The sequence below is a fragment of the Solimonas soli DSM 21787 genome (genome assembly GCF_000474945.1).
Classification (GTDB): Bacteria; Pseudomonadota; Gammaproteobacteria; order Nevskiales; family Nevskiaceae; genus Solimonas; species Solimonas soli.
The window spans coordinates 494237-513766 of the sequence record NZ_KI440836.1 but is presented as its reverse complement, the minus strand read 5'-3'; the positions used below and the strand labels follow the sequence as shown (position 1 = coordinate 513766).

The 19530-nt window shown below is 70.4% G+C and carries 21 protein-coding genes; 11 read left to right on the top strand and 10 right to left on the bottom strand.

Features of this window, described 5'->3' with window-relative positions:
• Positions 1-72: 72 nt before the first annotated feature.
• Positions 73-2337 (bottom strand): 5-methyltetrahydropteroyltriglutamate--homocysteine S-methyltransferase, encoded by a 2265-nt coding sequence (metE, locus tag K344_RS0114505; protein ID WP_028081271.1) that lies wholly within the window; start codon positions 2335-2337, stop codon positions 73-75.
• 107 nt (positions 2338-2444) lie between these two features.
• On the opposite strand from metE, the gene K344_RS0114500 reads away from it, so the two are divergent.
• The 4 genes from K344_RS0114500 (at position 2445) to K344_RS0114485 (ending at position 4518) form a co-directional block, all read left to right on the top strand.
• Positions 2445-3344 (top strand): LysR family transcriptional regulator, encoded by a 900-nt coding sequence (locus tag K344_RS0114500; RefSeq protein WP_028081270.1) that lies wholly within the window; start codon positions 2445-2447, stop codon positions 3342-3344.
• A gap of 93 nt (positions 3345-3437) precedes the next feature.
• Positions 3438-3671, top strand: coding sequence for a hypothetical protein (locus K344_RS0114495; RefSeq protein WP_043114512.1), 234 nt, complete (start codon positions 3438-3440; stop codon positions 3669-3671).
• A gap of 79 nt (positions 3672-3750) precedes the next feature.
• The gene (locus tag K344_RS0114490) at positions 3751-3969 is read left to right on the top strand and encodes an RNA-binding S4 domain-containing protein (RefSeq protein ID WP_028081268.1); all 219 of its coding nucleotides are present in this window, start codon (positions 3751-3753) and stop codon (positions 3967-3969) included.
• Positions 3970-3987: 18 nt separating this feature from the next.
• The gene (locus K344_RS0114485) at positions 3988-4518 is read left to right on the top strand and encodes a M48 metallopeptidase family protein (RefSeq protein WP_051362253.1); all 531 of its coding nucleotides are present in this window, start codon (positions 3988-3990) and stop codon (positions 4516-4518) included.
• A 3-nt stretch (positions 4519-4521) separates the two neighbouring features.
• Here K344_RS0114485 and K344_RS0114480 read toward each other — a convergent pair whose 3' ends face one another.
• Together K344_RS0114480 and K344_RS0114475 are read right to left on the bottom strand one after the other, a co-directional pair.
• Positions 4522-5418: a class I SAM-dependent methyltransferase gene (locus K344_RS0114480; protein WP_084197480.1), complete on the bottom strand. Its 897-nt coding sequence runs from the start codon at positions 5416-5418 to the stop codon at positions 4522-4524.
• A gap of 14 nt (positions 5419-5432) precedes the next feature.
• Positions 5433-6314, bottom strand: coding sequence for a carboxypeptidase-like regulatory domain-containing protein (locus K344_RS0114475; protein WP_028081265.1), 882 nt, complete (start codon positions 6312-6314; stop codon positions 5433-5435).
• A gap of 164 nt (positions 6315-6478) precedes the next feature.
• Between K344_RS0114475 and K344_RS0114470 the strand changes: the two genes are divergently transcribed.
• From K344_RS0114470 to K344_RS0114455, 4 genes are all read left to right on the top strand, one after another.
• Positions 6479-7372 carry a PhzF family phenazine biosynthesis protein gene (locus tag K344_RS0114470; protein ID WP_028081264.1) on the top strand — a complete coding sequence of 298 codons (894 nt, stop codon included), beginning with the start codon at positions 6479-6481 and terminating at the stop codon, positions 7370-7372.
• A gap of 149 nt (positions 7373-7521) precedes the next feature.
• Positions 7522-7869, top strand: a complete 348-nt coding sequence (locus K344_RS0114465; protein ID WP_157622953.1) for a hypothetical protein — start codon at positions 7522-7524, stop codon at positions 7867-7869.
• A 196-nt stretch (positions 7870-8065) separates the two neighbouring features.
• Positions 8066-8401, top strand: a complete 336-nt coding sequence (locus K344_RS0114460; RefSeq protein WP_028081262.1) for an MGMT family protein — start codon at positions 8066-8068, stop codon at positions 8399-8401.
• Positions 8402-8593: 192 nt separating this feature from the next.
• Positions 8594-10213: an ATP-binding cassette domain-containing protein gene (locus K344_RS0114455; RefSeq protein ID WP_043114511.1), complete on the top strand. Its 1620-nt coding sequence runs from the start codon at positions 8594-8596 to the stop codon at positions 10211-10213.
• Between the two features lie 4 nt (positions 10214-10217).
• Here the strand turns inward: K344_RS0114455 and K344_RS21895 are convergent, their stop codons facing one another.
• The 5 genes from K344_RS21895 to K344_RS21885 all read right to left on the bottom strand — a co-directional run bounded on the left by K344_RS21895 (position 10218) and on the right by K344_RS21885 (position 15602).
• Positions 10218-10481 (bottom strand): hypothetical protein, encoded by a 264-nt coding sequence (locus tag K344_RS21895; protein WP_051362252.1) that lies wholly within the window; start codon positions 10479-10481, stop codon positions 10218-10220.
• Positions 10482-10623: 142 nt separating this feature from the next.
• On the bottom strand, positions 10624-11022 hold the full coding sequence (locus tag K344_RS21890) for an MliC family protein (RefSeq protein WP_043114509.1): 399 nt from the start codon (positions 11020-11022) through the stop codon (positions 10624-10626).
• Between the two features lie 67 nt (positions 11023-11089).
• The gene (locus tag K344_RS0114440) at positions 11090-12418 is read right to left on the bottom strand and encodes a hemolysin family protein (protein ID WP_028081260.1); all 1329 of its coding nucleotides are present in this window, start codon (positions 12416-12418) and stop codon (positions 11090-11092) included.
• A gap of 357 nt (positions 12419-12775) precedes the next feature.
• Positions 12776-14836: a M13 family metallopeptidase gene (locus K344_RS0114435; RefSeq protein ID WP_028081259.1), complete on the bottom strand. Its 2061-nt coding sequence runs from the start codon at positions 14834-14836 to the stop codon at positions 12776-12778.
• Between the two features lie 112 nt (positions 14837-14948).
• Complete coding sequence (locus K344_RS21885) at positions 14949-15602, bottom strand: lysoplasmalogenase (protein WP_051362251.1); 654 nt, start codon at positions 15600-15602, stop codon at positions 14949-14951.
• Positions 15603-15767: 165 nt separating this feature from the next.
• Between K344_RS21885 and msrB the strand changes: the two genes are divergently transcribed.
• Both msrB and K344_RS0114420 read left to right on the top strand, forming a co-directional pair.
• Complete coding sequence (msrB, locus tag K344_RS0114425) at positions 15768-16163, top strand: peptide-methionine (R)-S-oxide reductase MsrB (protein WP_028081258.1); 396 nt, start codon at positions 15768-15770, stop codon at positions 16161-16163.
• A gap of 10 nt (positions 16164-16173) precedes the next feature.
• The gene (locus K344_RS0114420) at positions 16174-16878 is read left to right on the top strand and encodes a type 1 glutamine amidotransferase (protein ID WP_028081257.1); all 705 of its coding nucleotides are present in this window, start codon (positions 16174-16176) and stop codon (positions 16876-16878) included.
• Between the two features lie 17 nt (positions 16879-16895).
• Here K344_RS0114420 and K344_RS0114415 read toward each other — a convergent pair whose 3' ends face one another.
• The gene (locus K344_RS0114415; RefSeq protein ID WP_028081256.1) at positions 16896-17300 is read right to left on the bottom strand and encodes a VOC family protein; all 405 of its coding nucleotides are present in this window, start codon (positions 17298-17300) and stop codon (positions 16896-16898) included.
• Between the two features lie 57 nt (positions 17301-17357).
• Positions 17358-18491 (bottom strand): glycosyltransferase family protein, encoded by a 1134-nt coding sequence (locus K344_RS0114410; protein ID WP_028081255.1) that lies wholly within the window; start codon positions 18489-18491, stop codon positions 17358-17360.
• 154 nt (positions 18492-18645) lie between these two features.
• Here K344_RS0114410 and K344_RS0114405 point away from each other — a divergent pair, with 154 nt between their 5' ends.
• Positions 18646-19395 carry a Bax inhibitor-1/YccA family protein gene (locus tag K344_RS0114405; protein ID WP_028081254.1) on the top strand — a complete coding sequence of 250 codons (750 nt, stop codon included), beginning with the start codon at positions 18646-18648 and terminating at the stop codon, positions 19393-19395.
• Positions 19396-19530: the final 135 nt, after the last annotated feature.

The following is a 19530-nucleotide window of genomic DNA, read 5'->3' as shown; positions in this document are numbered from 1 at the left end:
GAACCGGCTTGGCTGGGATGATTACTGGCGCGGCCGTGACGCCGATGGTGCTGCAAAACATGTGCCGCGCCCTCAACCGAGCGCCGCGCGCGCCGCGCGCGCCGTCGCCACCATCTGCCGCAGCGCCGCTTCGGTCTCCGGCCAGGCGCGCGTCTTCAGGCCGCAATCCGGATTGACCCAGAGGCGCTCGGCCGGCACCACGGCCAGCGCCTTGTCGAGCAGCGTGCGCATCTCGCCGGCGGCCGGCACGCGCGGCGAGTGGATGTCGTAGAGCCCGGGGCCGATGTCGTTCGGATAGCGGAACTCGGCGAAGGCATCGAGCAGCTTCATGCGCGCGCGCGAGGTCTCGATGGTGATGACGTCGGCGTCGAGCGCGGCGATCGCCGGCAGGATGTCGTTGAACTCCGAGTAGCACATGTGCGTGTGGATCTGCGTCTCGTCGCGCACGCCGCCTGCCGTGATGCGGAAGGCCTGCACCGCCCAGTCGAGATACGCCGGCCAGTCGGCCTTCTTCAGCGGCAGGCCCTCGCGGATCGTCGGCTCGTCGATCTGGATGAGCTTGATGCTGGCCGCTTCGAGATCGACGACCTCGTCGCGCAGCGCCAGCGCCAGCTGCAGCGCGACCTCGCGCTTCGGCAGATCGTCGCGCACGAAACTCCAGAACAGCATGGTCAGCGGGCCGGACAGCATGCCCTTCATCGGCTTGTCGGTGAGACTCTGCGCGTAGCGCGACCACTCGACCGTCATCGGCTTCGGCCGCCACACGTCGCCGTAGATGAGCGGCGGTTTCACGCAGCGCGAGCCGTAGCTCTGCACCCAGCCGTTCTGCGTGAACGCATAACCGGCCAGCTGCTCGCCGAAGTACTCGACCATGTCGTTGCGCTCCGGCTCGCCGTGCACGAGCACGTCGAGGCCGAGCGCCTCCTGCCTCTCGACCGCGTGGCGAATCTCGGCCTGCATCGCGGCGATGTACTCGGCCTCGCCGAGCCGGCCGGCCTTGAACGCGGCGCGCGCGGCACGGATTTCCGCCGTCTGCGGAAACGAGCCGATCGTCGTCGTCGGCAGCTTCGGCAGTTGCAGAACCGCTCGCTGGGCGGCGATGCGCTGCGCGAACGGCGAGCGGCGCCGCGCGTCGTCCGGCCCGAGCGCGGCGACGCGGGCGCGGACCGCGGCCACCTGCGTGGTCGGCGCGCGGCGACGGTCCTCGATCGCGGCGGCGGCGGCGTGCAGCTCGCGCCAGACCGCGGCCTCGCCGTCGCGCAGCGCGCGCTTCAGCAAGGCCAGCTCATCGAGCTTCTGCACCGCGAACGCCATCCAGCTGCGGATGCGCGGATCGAGCCGGCGCTCGAAGGATAGATCGTGCGGCACGTGCAGCAGCGAGCAGGACGGGGCCACCCACAGGCGCTCGCCGAGCGCGGCCTGCGCCGCGTGCAGCGTCGCCAGCGCCGCCGCGAGGTCGGTGCGCCACGGGTTGCGGCCATCGACGATGCCGAGCGACAGCCGCTTGTCGGCCGGCCAGTCGGCGATGAAGGCGGGCAGCTGCTGCGGGGCGCGGACCAGATCGAGATGCAGGCCGGCGATCGGCAAGGCCTTGAGCAGCGCGGCGTGCTCGCCGACGTCGCCGAAGTAGGTCGCCAGCAGGAGCGCCGGTCCGGCGCCGGCCAGCTCGCGGTACGCCGTCGTCACGGCGGCGATCCATGCCGCCGGCAGGTCGAGGGCGAGAATCGGCTCGTCGAGCTGTACCCATTCGACGCCGAGCGCCTTCAGCTCGGCGAGCAGCGCCCAGTAGACATTGAGCAGCAGCGACAGCAGGCGCAGCTTGTCGAAGCCGGCCTCGGCCGACGCCAGCCACAGCCAGGTCAGCGGACCCGGCAGCGCGACCTTGACCTTGTGTCCGAGCGCCAGCGCCTCGCGCACCTCCGGCAGCAGCCAGTCGCGGTTCAGCGCGAAGCGCGTGCCGGCGTCGACCTCCGGCACGAGGTAGTGGTAGTTGGTGTCGAACCATTTCTTCATCGCCAGCGCCGGCTGCGCAGGCGTGCCGCGCGCCATGGCGAAGTACTCGGGCAGGCCGAGCGGGCCGCCGAAGCCGAAACGCGCCGGCGCCGCGCCGATCAGGGCGCTGACGTTGTGCAGCTGGTCGTAGAAGGCGAAATCGCCGACGGTCACGAAGTCGAGGCCGGCGTCGCGCTGCTGCTGCCAGTGGCGCGCGCGCAGGCTACGGGCGAGCTCGTGCAGGCCGGCGGCATCGAGCCCGCCCTGCCAGTGCGCTTCGAGGGCGGCTTTCAGTTCGCGCTGCGCACCGATGCGCGGGAAGCCGAGGATGTGGGCGGTGGTCATGGCGGTCGGCGAGGTGAGTGGTGAAGGCGCCCATGGTCGCCACGCGCGAGACATGATTCAATCTCAGCATTTTCCGAATTTCATTGAATGGAATTAATAGGCTCGCCATGGCCCGGTCGCCGCTCGAAATCCGTCATCTGCAGACGCTGGTGGCGCTCGCCGACAGCGGCTCGCTGGCCAAGGCCGCCGAGCGCGTGTTCGTCACGCAGTCGGCGCTGTCGCATCAGCTGAAGGCCCTGGAATCGCACTACGGCGCGCCGCTGTTCGAGCGCAACACCAAGCCGCTGCGCTTCACGCAGATCGGCGCGCGCCTGGTCGGCCTGGCCCGCGAAGTGCTGGCGCAGCTCGGCGAGGCGGAGCGCGACATCGTGCAGCGCGTGTCGGGCAGCAGCGGCGAGCTGCGCATCGTCATCGAGTGCCACACCTGCTTCGACTGGCTGATGCCGGCCATGGACGCCTTCCGCGAACACTGGCCGCAGGTCGAGCTCGATCTCGTCGGCGGCTTCCAGACCGAGCCGATGACGCTGGTCGAACAGGGCCTCGCCGACTTCGCGGTGATCCACGACAAGCCGCCGCGCCGCGCCGGCATCGTCACCGAGCAGCTGTTCACCTACGAGACGCTGGCGATCCTCGCGCCCGATCATCCGCTCGCCGACAAGCCGCATCTGACGCCGCGCGACTTCGCCGACGAGACGCTGATCAGCTATCCGGTCGACGAGGCGATGATCGACGTGATCCGCCACTTCCTCGCGCCGAAGGGCATCCGCCCGAAGCGCCGCAAGGCCGAGCTGACCGTGGCGATCCTGCAGCTGGTGGCCAGCCGTCGCGGCATCGCCGCGCTGCCGGACTGGAGCGTGATGCCGTATCTCGAGCGCGGCTACGTGATCGGCAAGCCGCTCGGCGCCCGGGGCCTGAAGTGCGAGCTGCACGCGGCGATGCCGGAAAGCCTCGCCGGCAAGCCGTATCTGCGCGACTTCATCGCCAAGGTGCGCGACGGCGTGCGCTGAAGGCGCCGGCGTGGCGCGCCTCGCATCTGTGCCATGCTTGTCGCATTCCATTGAAGGCTGCGCACGGCGCGCGGCCATGAGCCGGAGCTGCAGGTGGCAAAGAAGCTGAGCAAGTCGCAAACGGTGGTGATGAACTGGCTGAGCAAGGGCTGGAAGGCGTATTCGGTCAGCGGCAATCGTGTCGAGGTCAACGGCAACGCGGTCGGCACCACGGCGACCATGGCCACGCTCGAGGCGCTCGGCCTGGTCGAGAAGATCGGCGTCGCGGCCTGGGAAGCGAGCGCGGCCGGCAAGCAGTGGCGGCCGGCCGGCTCGACAGCGGCCTGAGCGCCGCGGCGGCGGAGCGGGCGTGGCGCCGATGCCGCCGCGCTAGAATCCGCCGCCCTTCCTTTCCGGCCGGCGTCGCATGCCCTCCATCACGTTCACGCTCGCAGGCGAGTTCATCGAGCTCAACCAGCTGCTCAAGCTGGCGGGTGCCTGCGACAGCGGCGGCGCCGGCAAGGCGCTGGTCGCCGAGGGCCGGGTGACGGTCGACGGCGCGCGCGAAACGCGCAAGACCGCGAAGATCCGCGCCGGGCAGAGCGTCGTCTGCGACGATTGGCGCATCCGCGTCGTCGCCGGCTGAAAAGCCCGGCGTCGCGGCATGCACACCGAGGCGTCGCTGCAGCGCCAGCTGGCCCGGTATCTCGGCGGCTATCCACCGGCGCTGCGCGCACAGGTCGCCCGGCTGGTCGTCGAACAGCGACTGGCGCCGCATCTGGCGCAGCGCTATCCGCAGCGGCACGCGATCCGCACCGATGCGGCGCTGTACGACTATGCGCTGCGGCTGAAGCAGACGTATCTGCGCAGTTCGGCGCCGCTGCACAAGGTCGTCTGGCAAAACAAGATGGACGTGCTGCAGAACGTGCTCGGTCTGCACACGACCATTTCGCGCGTGCAGGGCGGGCGGCTGAAGGCCAAGGCGGAAATCCGCGTCGCCAGCCTGTTCAAGGAACTGGCGCCGGAATTTCTCGAGATGGTCGTCGTGCACGAGCTCGCGCATCTGCGCGAGTTCGAACACAACAAGGCCTTCTACCAGCTGTGCCGGCACATGCTGCCGGCATACGGGCAGATCGAATTCGATCTGCGCCTGCTGCTGTTGCAGCGCGCGCTCGACGCCGCGCCGCCGGGCTGAACCTCAGCGGCGCGCCGGTTTGCCGCGGCCGCCTTTCACGGCCACGACGCCATCGCCGTTGAACTCGGTCGCAAAGCCGGCGCGCTGCAGCCGGGCCGCCACTTCGCCGGGCACGTCGCGGCGGCTGGTCAGCTTGTTCGGCGTGCCGGTGTAGTGAAACAGGCGGCCGCCGTTCTTCAGCACGCGCGCCAGCTGGTCATAGAACGCCTGCGCGTACAGCTCGCCGGCGATGCCGAAGCGCGGCGGGTCGTGCAGGATCGCGTCGACCGAGGCGTCGGCCATCGCGCCGATCCCTTCGATGACGTCGCCGTGCGTCAGCGTCAGCGCGCCCGGCACCGTGTGATCGGGTGACCAGGGATTCAGCGTGCGCAGCCAGATGACGTCGGCGTTCTTTTCGAACGACAGGATCCGCTGCGCGCCGCCGCGCAGGCAGCCGTCGGCGAAGTAGCCGAGCCCGCCGCAGCAGTCGAGCACGATCTTGCCGCGCGGTGCGATCAGCCCGACCTTGCGCTCGGCGTCGGCATACGGCGAGACGCGCGCCGTCGGCAGCATCTTGATGCCGTCGATCTCGAAGGTCGGCGCGCCCCATTCGGTCGGCACCAGCTTGATCAGCGCGTTCGCATAGCGCGCGACCGGCGCGAACGCCTCGCCGGTCCAGTAATAGATCGTGCGTTCCTTGCAGACCTCGGGCAGCGGATACGCCCGTCCTTCGTGATGCCAGCCCGCCGCGTCGAGCCGGATCGTCGCTTGCGAGCGGCCGAGATCGAGCGAGACGCCGAGCGTCGCGCGCCCGGCCGCGCGGGCGGCGGCGATGGCAGCATGTACCTGCGCCGTCAGTAAAGGTCCGATCGTTCTGCCCACACCGCATTCCGGTGCCGCGCCCGTCGCGCGGCGCGGCATTGTAGCGATGCGCGTCAGCGCGCGGTCGTGCTCCACGCGAACGACAGCCGCGCGGTCTGGCCGGGCCTGACGTTCACCGTCGCGGTCTTGTCCTGCTCGGCGTAGCGGGCGCGCACGACGTAGCGGCCGGGCGGCAGATCGGCGAGCAGATACGGGCCGTCGGTGACGATGTCGAGCAGGGTCGCGCCGCTGGCATCGCTGACGGTCACCGGCACCGAGGCGATGAACACGCCGTGGCCGTCCTCGCTCGCCGACAGCGTCACGGACAGCGAATAGCGCGACGCGGCGGCCTTGATGGCGGCGGCTTCGTCGCTGCCGATGCCGCCGGACAGATACGGCACGCCGCCCTGCGCGTTGAGCGGCGGCAGGGCGGGATCGCGCGCCGGCGCGCCGCGTTCCGCGACGGCGGGCGGCGCGACCGATGCGGCGGCGGCCGGCACGGTCGCGTTGGCATCGCTCGCCAGCCGTGTCCAGCTCAGCGCAACGCGCTGCGGCCGGCCGGCGGCCAGACGGATGACGCTCTTCTTCTCCTCGCCGCCGTAGCTGGCGCTGAGCTCGTAGCGCCCGGGCGGCAGCTGCGCGAGCAGATACGGCCCCTGGCTGACGAGCTCGAGCACCGTGCGGCCGGTGTCGTCGCGGATCGTCAGCGGCACCTCGGCGAGGTACACGTCGCGTCCGTCGCTGCGCGCCGACAGGCTGACGCTCAGCGCGAAGCGGTCGCGCGCCGCCTTGATCGCCTCGACCTCATCGCTGCCGATGCCGCCGGAAAGATAGGAGACCTCGCCCTGCGTCTGCAGCGGCGGCAGCGCGGCGGGGGCCTGCGCGTGGCCGATGCCGGCCACGCCGCAGAACAGCAGCGCGGCGATCGTGTACCGCCGGCGCGGCGATTTTTCCATGGCGAAACTCCTCGCGACGTCCTGTCGCGGCACAGCATGCGTCAGGCGCGCGGACGCCGCCAGCGCCGCTTCGCGGCTCGCCGGCGCCATCGCGCACCGCCATACTCGCCGCGTTCAGCTTGTCCATACGACAATCCGCGTTCCTCCGACCGCTCCGACCCGCCATGACCCTGCGCTTCCATACGCTCGATGTGTTCACGACCGAACCGTTCGGCGGCAATCCGCTGGCCGTGCTGTTCGGCGGCGACGCGCTGTCGACCGCGCAGATGCAGCGCATCGCGCGCGAATTCAATCTCTCCGAAACGGTGTTCGTGCTGCCGCCGACGCGCAGCGATGCCCTGCACCGCGTGCGCATCTTCACGCCCGGTCGCGAACTGCCGTTCGCCGGCCATCCGACCGTCGGCGCGGCGGCGCTGCTCGCCGAACTCGGCCTCGCGCCGAAAGGCGCCGAGGTGCCGTTCATGCTCGAGGAGGGCGTCGGCCCGGTGCCGGTGCGCGTGCGCCGCGTGCCGGGCGAGCCGATCTACGCCGAGCTGAGCGTGGCGCAGCTGCCGCAGTACGGCGAGGCGCCGGACGCCGCCGCCATCGCCCGCGTGCTGGGCCTCGACGCCGCCGATCTGCACAGCAACGGCGAAGGGCCGCGCGCGGTGTCCTGCGGCCTGCCCTTCGTGCTGGTGCCGCTGAAGGCGCCGGAACTGCTCGCCGCCGTCGACTTCGACGCCGCGGCGGCGCGCGCCCTGCTCGCCGGCGGCTGGGCGCAGCAGTTCTACATCTACGCGCGCGGTTACGAAGGCGAACTGCGCGCGCGCATGTTCGCGCCGGACCTCGGCATCCCGGAGGACCCGGCGACCGGCTCGGCGGCCGCCGCGCTGGCCGGCGCGCTCGGCAGCGAGGCGAGCGGCGACGGCACGCTGCAGTGGCTGATCCACCAGGGCGTCGAAATGGGCCGGCCGAGCCTGCTGCACGCCAGCGCCGAGCGCAGCGGCGGCCGGCTGACGGCGGTGCGCGTCGGCGGGCACAGCGTGCTGATGACGGACGGCAATTTCGGCGGCGCCTGAGGCGCCCACCCCGAGCCCGAGCGGCCGTCGGCCCGGCGCTGTCGCCGCGGCGCGCACAGGCCGGCGGGCCTTTATCCTACAAAGGGCGTCGGCATCGGCGTTCTCAACGGACCTTCGGGCGTGCCGTAAAAGAGTTCATGGAGACGATCATGAATACCCTGCCCGCTTACGGTTCACACGACGAGTTCAGCACGCTGATCGAGCACAGCGAGACGGTGCTGTTCAACGCCCTCTTGCTGCCGCGCGATACGGCGTTCTACGGCGCGCGCGCCGTCATCGTCAGCCGCGGCGAAGGCGGCCAGCACTGGCTGCGCGTCTGCGAAGGCGGCGACGAGCGCTGGATGCGCTGGACCGAGCAGCGCCGCCTGCGCATGCAGTTCGGGCGCAGCTACGCGGAAGCGCTGGCACAGGCCTGGATCACGCGCTGGGAGCGCGAGGGCTGGAGCGTCGAGTGGAGCCAGCGCGCGTCGGACGAAACGCTGGCGATCGCCGCCTGAGGCGGCAACGGTTCGAGGTTTTGGGGTTGGGAGCAGGGCGCGGCACGCGGCACCCGGTTGCGGGGAATGACAGGCGGCGCCGGACCTCGCGGTCCGGACGCCCCGGCCCGCAGGGCGCGAATCTCCTATGCTGTCAGCCTGCGCTGACAGAGCCCGTCAGCCGTCGAGGCGGCGCCGCCGCCAGGCAAAACGCCCCGTGAAAAGTTCCGAGATCAACGAGCGCATCTGGGCCGTCATCGCCCGCATTCCGCAAGGCCGCGTCGCGACCTACGGCCAGGTCGCCGCCGAGGCCGGTTTTCCGCGCCAGCCGCGGCGTACCGCGCAGGCGCTGCGCGCGGTGCCCGACGATCTGAAGCTGCCGTGGTACCGCGTCATCAATGCGCAGGGCAAGCTGTCGTTCGAACCGGGCAGCAAGGCTTACCGGCTGGCGCGCCGCAGTCTCGAAGCCGAAGGCGTGGTGTTCGTGCGCGACAAGATCGACTTCGAACGCTACCGCTGGCAACCGCGCAGCGCGGCGCCGCTGCTCGACTGAACGTCGCGCGCGGCGGGCACGGCGCGGCACGGCTTGCAGGGAGGCGCCGGCGCGCGTCTACAATGCCGCGCGGCCATCCCGGCTGCTTTGAGTCCTGCGCACGATGCTCCACTGAAATCCCACCGTCTTCCGACGGCCGCTTTCGCGCCCCGGCGCCCGCGCGGGGAACAGGGTTTTCAGCTGGACATCCTCATGACGATTCACGACGCCTCGATCGCGTTGCACGGCGTTTCCCATCAGCTGGCCGACGGCCGCTGGCTGTTCCGCGATCTGCACGAAACCTTCGACATGCGGCCGACCGGCCTCGTCGGCCGCAACGGCGTCGGCAAGACCGTGCTGGCGCGCATCCTCGCCGGCGCCATCACGCCGACTGCCGGGCGCTGCGAACGCCGCGGCCGTGCGCATTACGTCGGCCAGCAGATCGCGATCGCCGCGGGCGAAACGGTGGCCGGCCTCGCCGGCCTGCGGCCGCCGCTCGATGCCCTGCGGCGCATCGAGCAGGGCAGCACGCGGGCCGCGGATTTCGACGTGCTCGGCGAGCGCTGGACGATACGCGACGAGCTGCGGCAGGAACTCGAGCGCGCCGGTCTCGCCCACGTCGGCGCCGATACGCCGGCGGCGCAACTGAGCGGCGGCGAGGCGACACGCGTGGTGCTGATCGGCGCCCGTCTCGGCGGCGCCGACCTGCTGATTCTCGACGAACCGAGCAATCACCTCGATCGCGACAACCGCCACGCGCTGATCGCGCAGCTGCAGCGCTGGCCGGGCGGGCTGATCGTCGTCAGCCACGATCGCGCGCTGCTGCAGGCCATGCAGCGCATCGTCGAGCTGTCGAGCCTCGGCCTGCGCAGCTACGGCGGCGGCTACGCCTTCTACGCGCAGGCGAGCGCCGACCAGCGCGAGCACGCGGCGGCCGAACTCGAACGGCGCAAGCACGAGCGGCGGCGCACGGAGCGTGCGCTCCTGGCGCAACGCGAAAGACTCGATCGCCGCGCCGCGCGCGGCGCACGCGAGGCGGCGTCGGCGAACCAGGCGCCGATCCTGCTCGGCCTGCGCAGGAGCCGCAGCGAAGCGAGCGGCGGCAAGCTGCGCGCGCAGCAGGCCGTGACGCGCGACGCGCTGGCGCGGCAGGTGCGCGACGCGGCGGCGCAGGTCGAAGCCGACGCGCCGCTGCTGCTGTTCGCGCCGGAGGCGAACGCCGCGCGCGGTGCACCGATCGCCGCGCTGCGCGCGGTGCGGCTGCCGCATCTGCGCGCCGCGACGCAGTACATCGACCTGACGATCGCCGCCGGCCAGCGCCTCGGCCTGGTCGGCGCCAACGGCAGCGGCAAGTCGACGCTGCTCAAGGTGCTGGCCGGCGAACGGGCACCGCTCGCCGGCACGCGCGAGCTGCGCGTCGACAGCGCCTGTCTCGATCAGCGCCTGTCGCTGCTCGACGCCGATCGTTCCATCGCCGAACAGCTGCGCGCGGCGAACGCCCGTCTCGACGACGGCGAACTGCGCAGCCGTCTCGCCCTGCTCGGCCTCGATGCCGAACGCGTGCAGCGGCCGGCCGCATCGCTGAGCGGCGGCGAGCGCATGAAGGCGGCGCTGGCGCTGGCGCTCTACGCCGAGCGGCCGGCGCAACTGCTGCTGCTCGACGAGCCCGACAACCATCTCGACCTCGCCGCGCGTCACGCGCTCGCGGCCATGCTGCGCCAGTACCGCGGTGCGCTGGTCATCGTCTCGCACGACGACGACCTGCTCGCCGAGCTCGCCTTGACCCACGAATTGCGGGCGACCGGCGACGGTTGGCTGCTGCGCGTGCGCTAGGAGCTCACTGCGTGCCGCCGCTGTCGCTCGATGGCGGGCGGCCGTTCGGCGGCGGGCGCCGCGACGGCCGCAGCGCGAGGCGATCGCCGATCTTCTCGCAGGTCCCTTCGATGGTGTGGCCGTTGGCCGTGAAGCTGACCTGATCGCCGGCGCTGCGGCCGCTGCAGGCAGCGTAGGCTTCGGCCGGCGGCTCGGGCGGCTTGCCGCCCTGCTGCGCGTGCGCGGCGCCGGCCAGCAGCGCCAGCGCGGCGGCCGAAAGGGGAAGCATCGTTCTGGGCATCGGGTGGTCCCGTTGGTGGTTCGAACCCTTCGGACCGCGGCGCGGCGCACGAATTGCGCAGGGTCCGCAACAAACGGTTGCGATCGGTATCGCTGTTGCGGCCGACGCCGCTGACCGTGCGGCGGCGGCGCTATCCGGCGCCGGCCTCGCGGCAGTTCGCGTAGCGCTTGCCGCCGATCTCCAGCAGCGCCTCGCGGCCCTTGTTCCAGAACATCGCCTCGCCGCTTTCGAACTTCGCGCCGGATGCCGCCGCCACCTGCGGCAGCACGTATTCCCTGCCCGGCGCCCGCAGCGTGACGCGGTCGTTGTCGAAGCGCGCGCTGAAGTCGAGGCCGTCGCAGTGGTAGCGCAGCGGCGCGGCGACGTTGGCGGGCGGCGGCGGCGACAGCGGATCACCGGGCGGCGTCGGAACGTCCGGCGGCGCGGCCGGCTGTTGCGCGCCTTCGCGCCTGCAGGCGGCGGTCGCCACCAGCAGGACGCCGCCGGCCAGCAGCAGCGCCGCCCTCGCAACTGCATTGCGCCCGTTCATGCCGGACTCCGCGGTGTGGACCCGGTCCGACCCTAGCGCATCGGACATGAATCGCACCGGACTGCGCTCAGCCGCCGTCCTCGAGCTCGTCGCCGGACGGCGTCGCGACGGTGACGCGCAGGCGCTCGATGCGCGGGCCGGCGACGTCGAGGACCTCGATCTTCAGGCCGTCGACCGCGACCTCGTCGCCGCGCTGCGGCAGGCGATCGAGAATCTGCATGACGACGCCGCCGATGGTGTCGGCGCGGCCGGAATCGATGTCGCGGCCGATCATGCGTTCGAGCGTGTAGATCGGCAGCCAGCCGGGCCCCTCGTAGACGTTCGGCGCGCGTTCGACCCAGTCTTCCTTGCGACGGTGGAATTCGTCCTGGATGCTGCCGAAGATCGCTTCGAGGATGTGCTCGAGGGTGATGAAGCCGATCACCGTGCCGAGTTCGTCGGTGACCAGCGCCAGGTGCGGCAGGCCGCGGCGGAAACGGCGGAACAGGTTCTGCGCCGGCTCGTCGCGCGTGATCATCGGCACCTCGCGCAGCAGCGGCGTGAGATCGCTGAGCTGCGGATCGGCGAGCAGCGCCGCGACCAGATCGCGCACGTGCAGCAGGCCGAGGTAGCGATCGTCCTGCTCGCTGTCCTTGACCGCGTAGCGCGAGTAGCGGTGCTTGGCGACCAGCGCCAGGTTGCTCCTGATGTCGTCGCGGATGTCGAGCGCGACGAGATCGAAGGCCGGCCGCATCAGGTCGCCGACCGTGAGGTCCGGCAGGTCCAGCGTGTGCGTCAGCACCTGCGCCTGCACGCGATCCAGTTCGCCGTGACGGTGGCTGGCGGCGAGCAGCTTGCGGATCTCGTCGGCGGAATGCGGATCATCGCCCTCGCCGGCGAGATCCATGCGGAACAGGCGCAGCACCAGCGTCGCGCTGCCGTTGAGCACGGCGATGAACGGATACATCAGCCAGTAGAACAGGAACAGCGGCAGCGCCGCCCACAGCGACACCGTCTCGGCCTTGCGGATCGCCATCGACTTCGGTGCCAGCTCGCCGAGCACGATGTGCAGGAAAGAGATGATGGCGAAGGCGACGACGAAGGACACGCTGTGCAGCACCTGCTCGTTGTCGAGGCCGGCGAACTGCAGCGCCGGCTCGATGAGCCGCGAGAAGGCCGGCTCGCCGAGCCAGCCGAGGCCCAGCGAGGCGAGCGTGATGCCGAGCTGGCAGGCGGAGAGATAGGCGTCGAGCTGGCGGCGCACCTTGTGCAGCGTGCGGCCGAGGATGCCGGCCTCCTCGGCGAGCTCCTCGGCGCGCGTCAGGCGCAGCTTGACGATCGCGAACTCGGCCGCGACGAAGAAGCCATTGATCAGGACCAGCAGGACCGCGAACAGCGTCAGCGCGAGATCGTTCATTCGGGAGCGGCCGGCACGGCGGTGCCCCGGGCGGCCGCTGGGTAATGGAGACCGGCCGATTATCCGGAGCGCCGCCGCCCGAGCGCAAATGCGGCCAGCAAAAAAGCCCGCGCCGCCGGATGGCGACGCGGGCTTATAGATGATGGGGCGGGACCCCAGGCCACCCGCTCGCCGGGCAAGGACTGCCACCGGCAGTCCTTGAAATCCCGGGCACGGGGTGGGGCCCCAGCCCCACCCGCTCGCCAGGCAGGGACTGCCACCGGCAGTCCTTGAAATCCCGGGCACGGGGTGGGGCCCCAGCCCCACCCGCTCGCCAGGCAAGGACTGCCACCGGCAGTCCTTGAAATCCCTGGCTCGCTACCAGATCTTCACGCGCTTTTCCGGCGGCAGATACATCTTGTCGCCTTCCCTGACGTCGAACGCGGCATAGAACTGCGGCACGTTGACGACCACGCCGTTGCAGCGGAATTCGGACGGCGAGTGCGGATCCGACTTCAGGCGGTTGAGCAGGTTCTCGTCGGTGTACTTGCGGCGCCAGACCTGCGCCCAGCCGATGAAGAAGCGCTGGTCGCCGGTGAAGCCGTCGATGACCGGCGCCGGCTGGCCGTCGAGCGCGATCTGGTAGGCCTTGTAGGCGATCGACAGGCCGCCGAGATCGCCGATGTTCTCGCCGATCGTGAAGGCGCCCTGCACGTGCTGGCCGGGCAGCGGCTCGTAGGCGTCGTATTGCGCGATCAGCGCCTTGGTGCGCGCCTCGAAGTTCTTGCGGTCGGTGTCCGTCCACCAGCTCTTGAGATTGCCCTCGCCGTCGAACTTCGAGCCCTGGTCGTCGAAACCATGGCCGATCTCGTGGCCGATCACCGCGCCGATGCCGCCGTAGTTCACGGCGTCGTCGGCGTTCAGGTCGAAGAACGGCGGCTGCAGGATCGCCGCCGGGAACACGATCTCGTTCTTCAGGGGGTTGTAGTAGGCGTTGACCGTCTGCGGCGTCATGCCCCACTCGTCGCGGTCGATCGGGCCGCCGAGCTTGGCCGTCTCGCGATTGTGTTCGACGACGTTCGAGCGCATGACGTTGCCGACCAGGTCATCGGCCTTCACCACCAGCGCCGAATAGTCCTTCCACTTCTTCGGATAGCCGATCTTCGGATCGAAGGCGGCGAGCTTGGCGAGCGCCTTCTGCCGGGTCTCGTCCGTCATCCAGTCGAGCGAGCCGATGCTCTGCCTGTAGGCGGCGAGCAGGTTCTGCACCAGCTTTTCCATGCGCGCCTTGGCTTCCGGCGGGAAGTACTTGGCGACGTAGAGACGGCCGAGCACTTCGCCGAGCGCGCCTTCGGCGGTCTCGACGCCGCGCTTCCAGCGCGGCTTGATCTCCTTGATGCCGTTGAGCGTCGCGCCGAAGAAGGCGAAGTTCTCGTCGACGAAGGGCTTCGACAGATACGGCGCGTAGTTCGTCAGCAGATTCCACTGCAGGTAGACCTTCAGGGTCGGCAGCGGCGTCGCGGCGATGATCTTGTCCCAGGCCGTGAAGAAGCTCGGCTGGCCGATGATGAGGCCCGGCGACTTGCCGATGCCCATGCCGTCGACGTAGGCCGTCCAGTCGAAGCCCGGCGTCAGCTTGCCGAGCTCGGCGAACTCGAACTTGTTGTAGGTCTTGTCGGCGTCGCGCGACTCGACCTGCGTCCACTGCGCCTGCGCCAGCCGCGTTTCCAGCGCCATGATGGCATTGGCGTTCTGCTCCGGGTCCGGCAGCTGGGCCAGCGTCAGCATCTTGGCGATGTGCGCCACGTAGGCCTGGCGGATCGCCTCGAACTTGTCGCCCTTCTCGAGGTAGTAGTCGCGGTCCGGCAGCTGCGTGCCGCCCTGATTCAGGTAGACGACGTATTGCTTGGAATTCTTGGCGTCCGGCTCGACCTGGCCGGGAAAGGTCGCGACCCCGATCGTCTCCAGGTGCGCGAGCAGCGCCGGCAGCTCTTTCCTGTCCTTGAGCGCATCGATCCTCGCCAGCTCGTCCTTCAGCGGCGCCAGGCCCAGCTGATCGGCGCGGGCCTCGTCCATGAACGAGGCGTAGAAGTCGCCGACCTTCTGTTCGTCGGAGCCGGCCTTCTTGCCGGCATCGGCGGCGGCGGTCTCGATGATCTCGCGCAGATGCTGCTGCGCGTCGTCGGCGAGCTTGGTGAAGGCGCCGTAGTTCGACTTGTCGGCAGGAATCTCGGTCTTCTTCAGCCAGGTGCCGTCGACGTGCCGGTAGAAATCGTCCTGCGCGCGCACGCTGTCGTCGAAATTGGCGCGCTCGATGCCGGAACTGAGTGTCTTCGGCGCTGCGGCGGCGGACGGGGCCTGGTGGCTCTTGCCGCAGCCGGCCAGCAAGGCCGTGCCGAGTAGGACGGCGCTGCCGGCGCCGAGCACGATTGAACGCATCGAAGACTCCGTGGAATGAGCGGAAAGCGGCACTGTAGCGAGCCCTAGACCGCCGGCGCGCCGGGAAATTCCCCCAGTTCGCCATTTCCGCCGCGACGGGACGGCGGCGCGCTCAGCCGGCAACGCCCTGCGCCGACCAGGCGATGGCGGCGATGCCGGCCCAGTAGGTGCCGAGGATCAGACCCTGCGCGCCGCCGTAGCGGCCGACGAACTTGCGCATGCCGAGCGCCGAGTCGGACAGCACGAACAGCGCCGCGCCAGCCAGCGCGCAGCCGCCCGTCACGCCGCCGAGGGCCTGCCAGCGCAGCAGGGCGGTCAGCGCCATGCCGGTCAGCACCAGCGCGTAGACCACGACCGGGATGCGCAGCGGCGCCTCGGCACGGCGCACGAGCAGCGTGCCGAGCGCGGCGCCGTAGACGACGAACAGCGCGCCCCACCAGGGCGGCGGCGCCGGCGTCACGCCATGCAGGAAGGCGAGCATGAAGACCAGATGCGCGAGCAGGAAGCTGCCGAGCCCGCCGAGGAAGGCGCCGTTCGACTCGTACATCAGCGCGATGTCGCCGGCCAGGGCCAGAACCAGGGCCAGCAGCAGGGCGTCGCGATAGCCGCCCGGCGGGGCGCTCCAGGCCAGGCCGATGATGAGGATCGTGGTCAGCGGCTTGAGCAGCTTGAACAGCGGCGGTCGCGTCTCGCGCCAGTCGGCGACGATGGCGGCGGCGGCCGACGCGGCAATGGCGGCGAACAGCACGGGCAGCGGTACGAGCACGGATTCCCCCGGATCAAGCGTCTTGTCATCGTCGGCGCCGCCCGCACATGGAGAGCAGCGGCGCCGCGCTAGAGTATCGCCCCGCGACCGCCGCGAAACCGGCCGCGCCGCCGCGCCGCGGTGCGCGGCGCGACAATGACGCGCCCCCAGGCCCAAGGACCCGACATGGAAAAGATTCGCAAGACCGACGCCGAATGGAAGGCCCTGCTGACACCCGAGCAGTACCAGGTGACGCGCAAGGGCGGCACCGAGTGCGCGTTCACCGGCGCGCTGTGGAACGACCATCGCGACGGCGTCTTTCACTGCGTCTGCTGCGGCCTGCCGCTGTTCGATTCGCGCACCAAGTTCGAGTCCGGCACCGGCTGGCCGAGCTTCTTCGATCCGGCGCGGAACGAGGCCGTGATCAGCCGCGAGGACCTCAGCCACGGCATGCGGCGCGTCGAAGTGCTGTGCGCGCGCTGCGATGCGCACCTCGGCCACGTCTTCCCGGACGGCCCGAAGCCGACCGGCCTGCGCTACTGCATCAACTCGGCGGCGCTCGACTTCCGCGAACGCGCATGAGGCCGCGCGGGTGAGACTGCACTGGCTGCAGCACGCGGACTTCGAGGACCTCGGCTGCATCGCCCCGGCGCTCGCCGCCGGCGGCCACACGGTCACGCGGACGCGTCTCTACGCCGGCGAGACGCTGCCCGCCGTCCAGGCGTTCGACGCCCTGATCGTCATGGGCGGGCCGATGAACATCTACGAATACCCGGCGCATCCCTGGCTGCGCGACGAGAAGGCGTTCATCGGCGCCAGCCTTGCCGCCGGCAGGCGCGCGCTCGGCATCTGCCTCGGCGCGCAGCTGATCGCCGACGTGCTCGGCGCGCCGGTGACGCGCGGCGCGCACCAGGAGATCGGCTGGCACGCCCTGCAGCTGACCGAAGCGGGGCGGCAGGCGCCGATGTTCGCCGGCTTCCCCGAGCGCTTCATGGCCTTCCACTGGCACGGCGACACCTTCGCGATTCCCGCCGGCGCGCGGAGCCTGATGGCGAGCGCCGCCTGCGCGCACCAGGCCTATGCGCTGCGCACGGCGAGCGGCGCCTCGGTCGCGGCCATCCAGTTCCATCTCGAAGTCACCGCCGCCAACGCGCGCGTCTGGTTCGAACAGGAGCGACCGGCGCCGGGGCGCTACGTGCAGGCGCCGGAGGCGATCCTCGCGCGGCTCGACGATTTCGCGCAGAACAACCGCCTGATGCTGCGCCTGCTCGACAACTGGCTGTCAGACCGCGCCTGATCGGCGCGCCGCGCCCCTCAGGACGGCTTGTTGCTCTCGTCCCAGCGCATCGGCTGCCAGAGCTCGAGCTTGTTGCCGTCCGGATCGAGAATCCAGGCGAACTTGCCGTTCTCGTGCGACTCCGGGCCGGCGACGATGGCGACGCCGGCGGCACGCAGCTGCGCGAGCAGCGCGTCGAGATCATCGACGCGGTAGTTGATCATGAACGGCGCCTCGCCCGGCGCGAACCAGCGGCTGTCGGCGTCGGCCACACACCAGACGGTGAGACCGCCGTCCTCGGCGCGGTCCTCCGGCCATTTGAGGATCGCACCACCGAAATCCTCGAGCGCCAGGCCGAGGTGCTGCCGATACCACTCGGCCAGCACGGCGCCGCGGCCGCGGCTCTTGAAGAACACACCGCCGATTCCCGTCACTTTCGCCATCGTTCTTGCTCCGCCCGTGTCATGGTCCGCGGCCTGGCGCGTGCGTGGCGGCGGCGCTCAGGCCGGCGCGCGCTGGCCGAAGCGCGCGCGGCGCGGCTTCGCCGCCTCTGCGCGGCAGGCGGCGCGGCGCTTCGGCATCAGCGCCTCGATGTCGGCCTGCAGGTGTTCGATGGCCTGCGCGCGGCCGTCGCGCGGGTGATCGCTCATGTTGGAACGATGCCAGGCGCCGTTGCCGAGGAAGCGGTCGATGTCGCTCGGCGTCAGGCGCATCAGGTCGCCGCGCTGGCCGACGCCCATGCGCTCGATCATGTGCGCATTGAGGCGCTGCTCGAAAGCCGCTTCCGGCAAGGCGAGAATCGGCTTGCCGAAGTGGATCGCTTCGCCGATCAGCTGGTTGCCGGCCGTCGACAGCACGGCGCGGCAGTGCGCGAGATCGCGCACGAAACCGTCGACGCTCGGCGCGCGGAATTCGAGGTTCTCGCTGTCGCCGCGCAGGCCGGTGCCATAGACGATGACCCGGCAGTCGAGTTCGCGCAGCGCGCGGTCGACATGCGGCAGGTACTGATGCTCGCCCTTGTTGAAGTAGGCCAGCAGGTAGTCGCCGCTGCGCGGCGTCTCGCGCACGACTTCGTCGCGCAGCATCGGGCCGACGATGCGCACCTGCGGATAGGCGGCCTCGGCCGGATAGAAGCTGGAAACGAGGATGCGTTCCGGCACGCCCATCAGCTGCCGGTAGCCCCAGGCGTCGCGCATGCCGAGCGCCCACAGGTCCGGCGGGAAATGCGGCTTGCAGTAGGCGATGATGCCGACGTGATCGAAACTGATGCGCGGAATGCCGAGTTTCTGCGCGGCGCGGTGCGTCCAGGCTTCGGAATCCGAGATCACCAGCTCGATGCCGCGCGCCTTCATCTCGCGCTCGACCTGCGCCGAGCCCGGCCCGCCGAACAGCAGATCGCGCATCGGCGCGAAATTGCGCGCGACGGTCTTCGGCAGCGAATGCGTGCCGGCGCTGTTGTACTGGTAGCCGATGGTCGGAATGCGCACCGTCGGGAAGCGCGGCGCCAGCACTTCGTAGGCGTCGCCGCCGGCGAAGACCGTGATGTCGTGCCCGGCCTGCAGCGCGGGCAGCACCGACATCGTGCGCATCGCGTGGCCGCGACCGTAGCCCATCACGCCGTAAGCAATCCGCATGCACATCCCGTCGTCATCGCCGCAAGCCGGCGCATTGCAGATTAGTGACGCTCGATGATCGGCGGATGACAGTCCGGCAACAATCCGATGACGGGCCGGCGCGCGCCGCGCGGCTGCGCTAGGATGCCGGCGTCATCAGCCGTGGAGCGACGACGTGCAATCAGGCAATCCGGTACTGCGCAACAAGGACTTCGGCGTCGCCCAGGGCGAGGCCATGACCATGGACGGCACGGTCGGCAAGACCGCCATCCTGTTCGTGCTGCTGCTGATCGCGGCCGGCTGGACCTGGATGCGCTTCAACACCGCGCTGGCCGAGGCCGGTCCGCAGGCGGCGCTGGCGGCGGTCTCGCCGTTCGTCTGGGGCGGCCTCCTGGTCGGCTTCGCGCTCGCGCTCGTCACCGTGTTCAAGAGCGCCTGGTCGGCGGTCACGGCACCGCTCTATGCGATGGCCGAGGGCTTCGCGCTCGGCGGCCTGTCGGCGATGTTCGAGCTGCGCTACGCCGGCATCGTCGTGCAGGCCATCGGCCTCACCTTCGGCGTGCTGGCGATGATGCTGTTCCTCTACCGCACGCGCGTCATTCGCGTCACCGAGAAATTCCGCTTCGGCATCGTCGCCGCGACCGGCGCCGTCGCCCTGCTCTATCTCGTCGACCTCGGCCTGCGCGCGTTCACGAGCATCAACATTCCGTTCATCCACGAGGGCGGCCTGGTCGGCATCGGCTTCAGCCTGCTGGTGGTCGGCCTCGCGGCCTTGAACCTGACCCTGGATTTCGACGCCATCGAACAGGGCGTGGCCGGCGGCGCGCCGAAGGTCATGGAGTGGTACGGCGCCTTCAGCCTGATGGTGACGCTGGTCTGGCTATACCTCGAGATCCTCCGCCTGCTCGCCAAAGCCCGCCACTGAAGACGCGAATCTGTCTGCTGCGCGGGCCGATCTCACGCCTTCCGTGCTCGCCGTGCATCAGCACGGCTGTGCGCGGAAGACGTGACCTCGGCCCTGCTCGCGACGACAGCTTCGCGTCTTCAGATCACCAGCTTT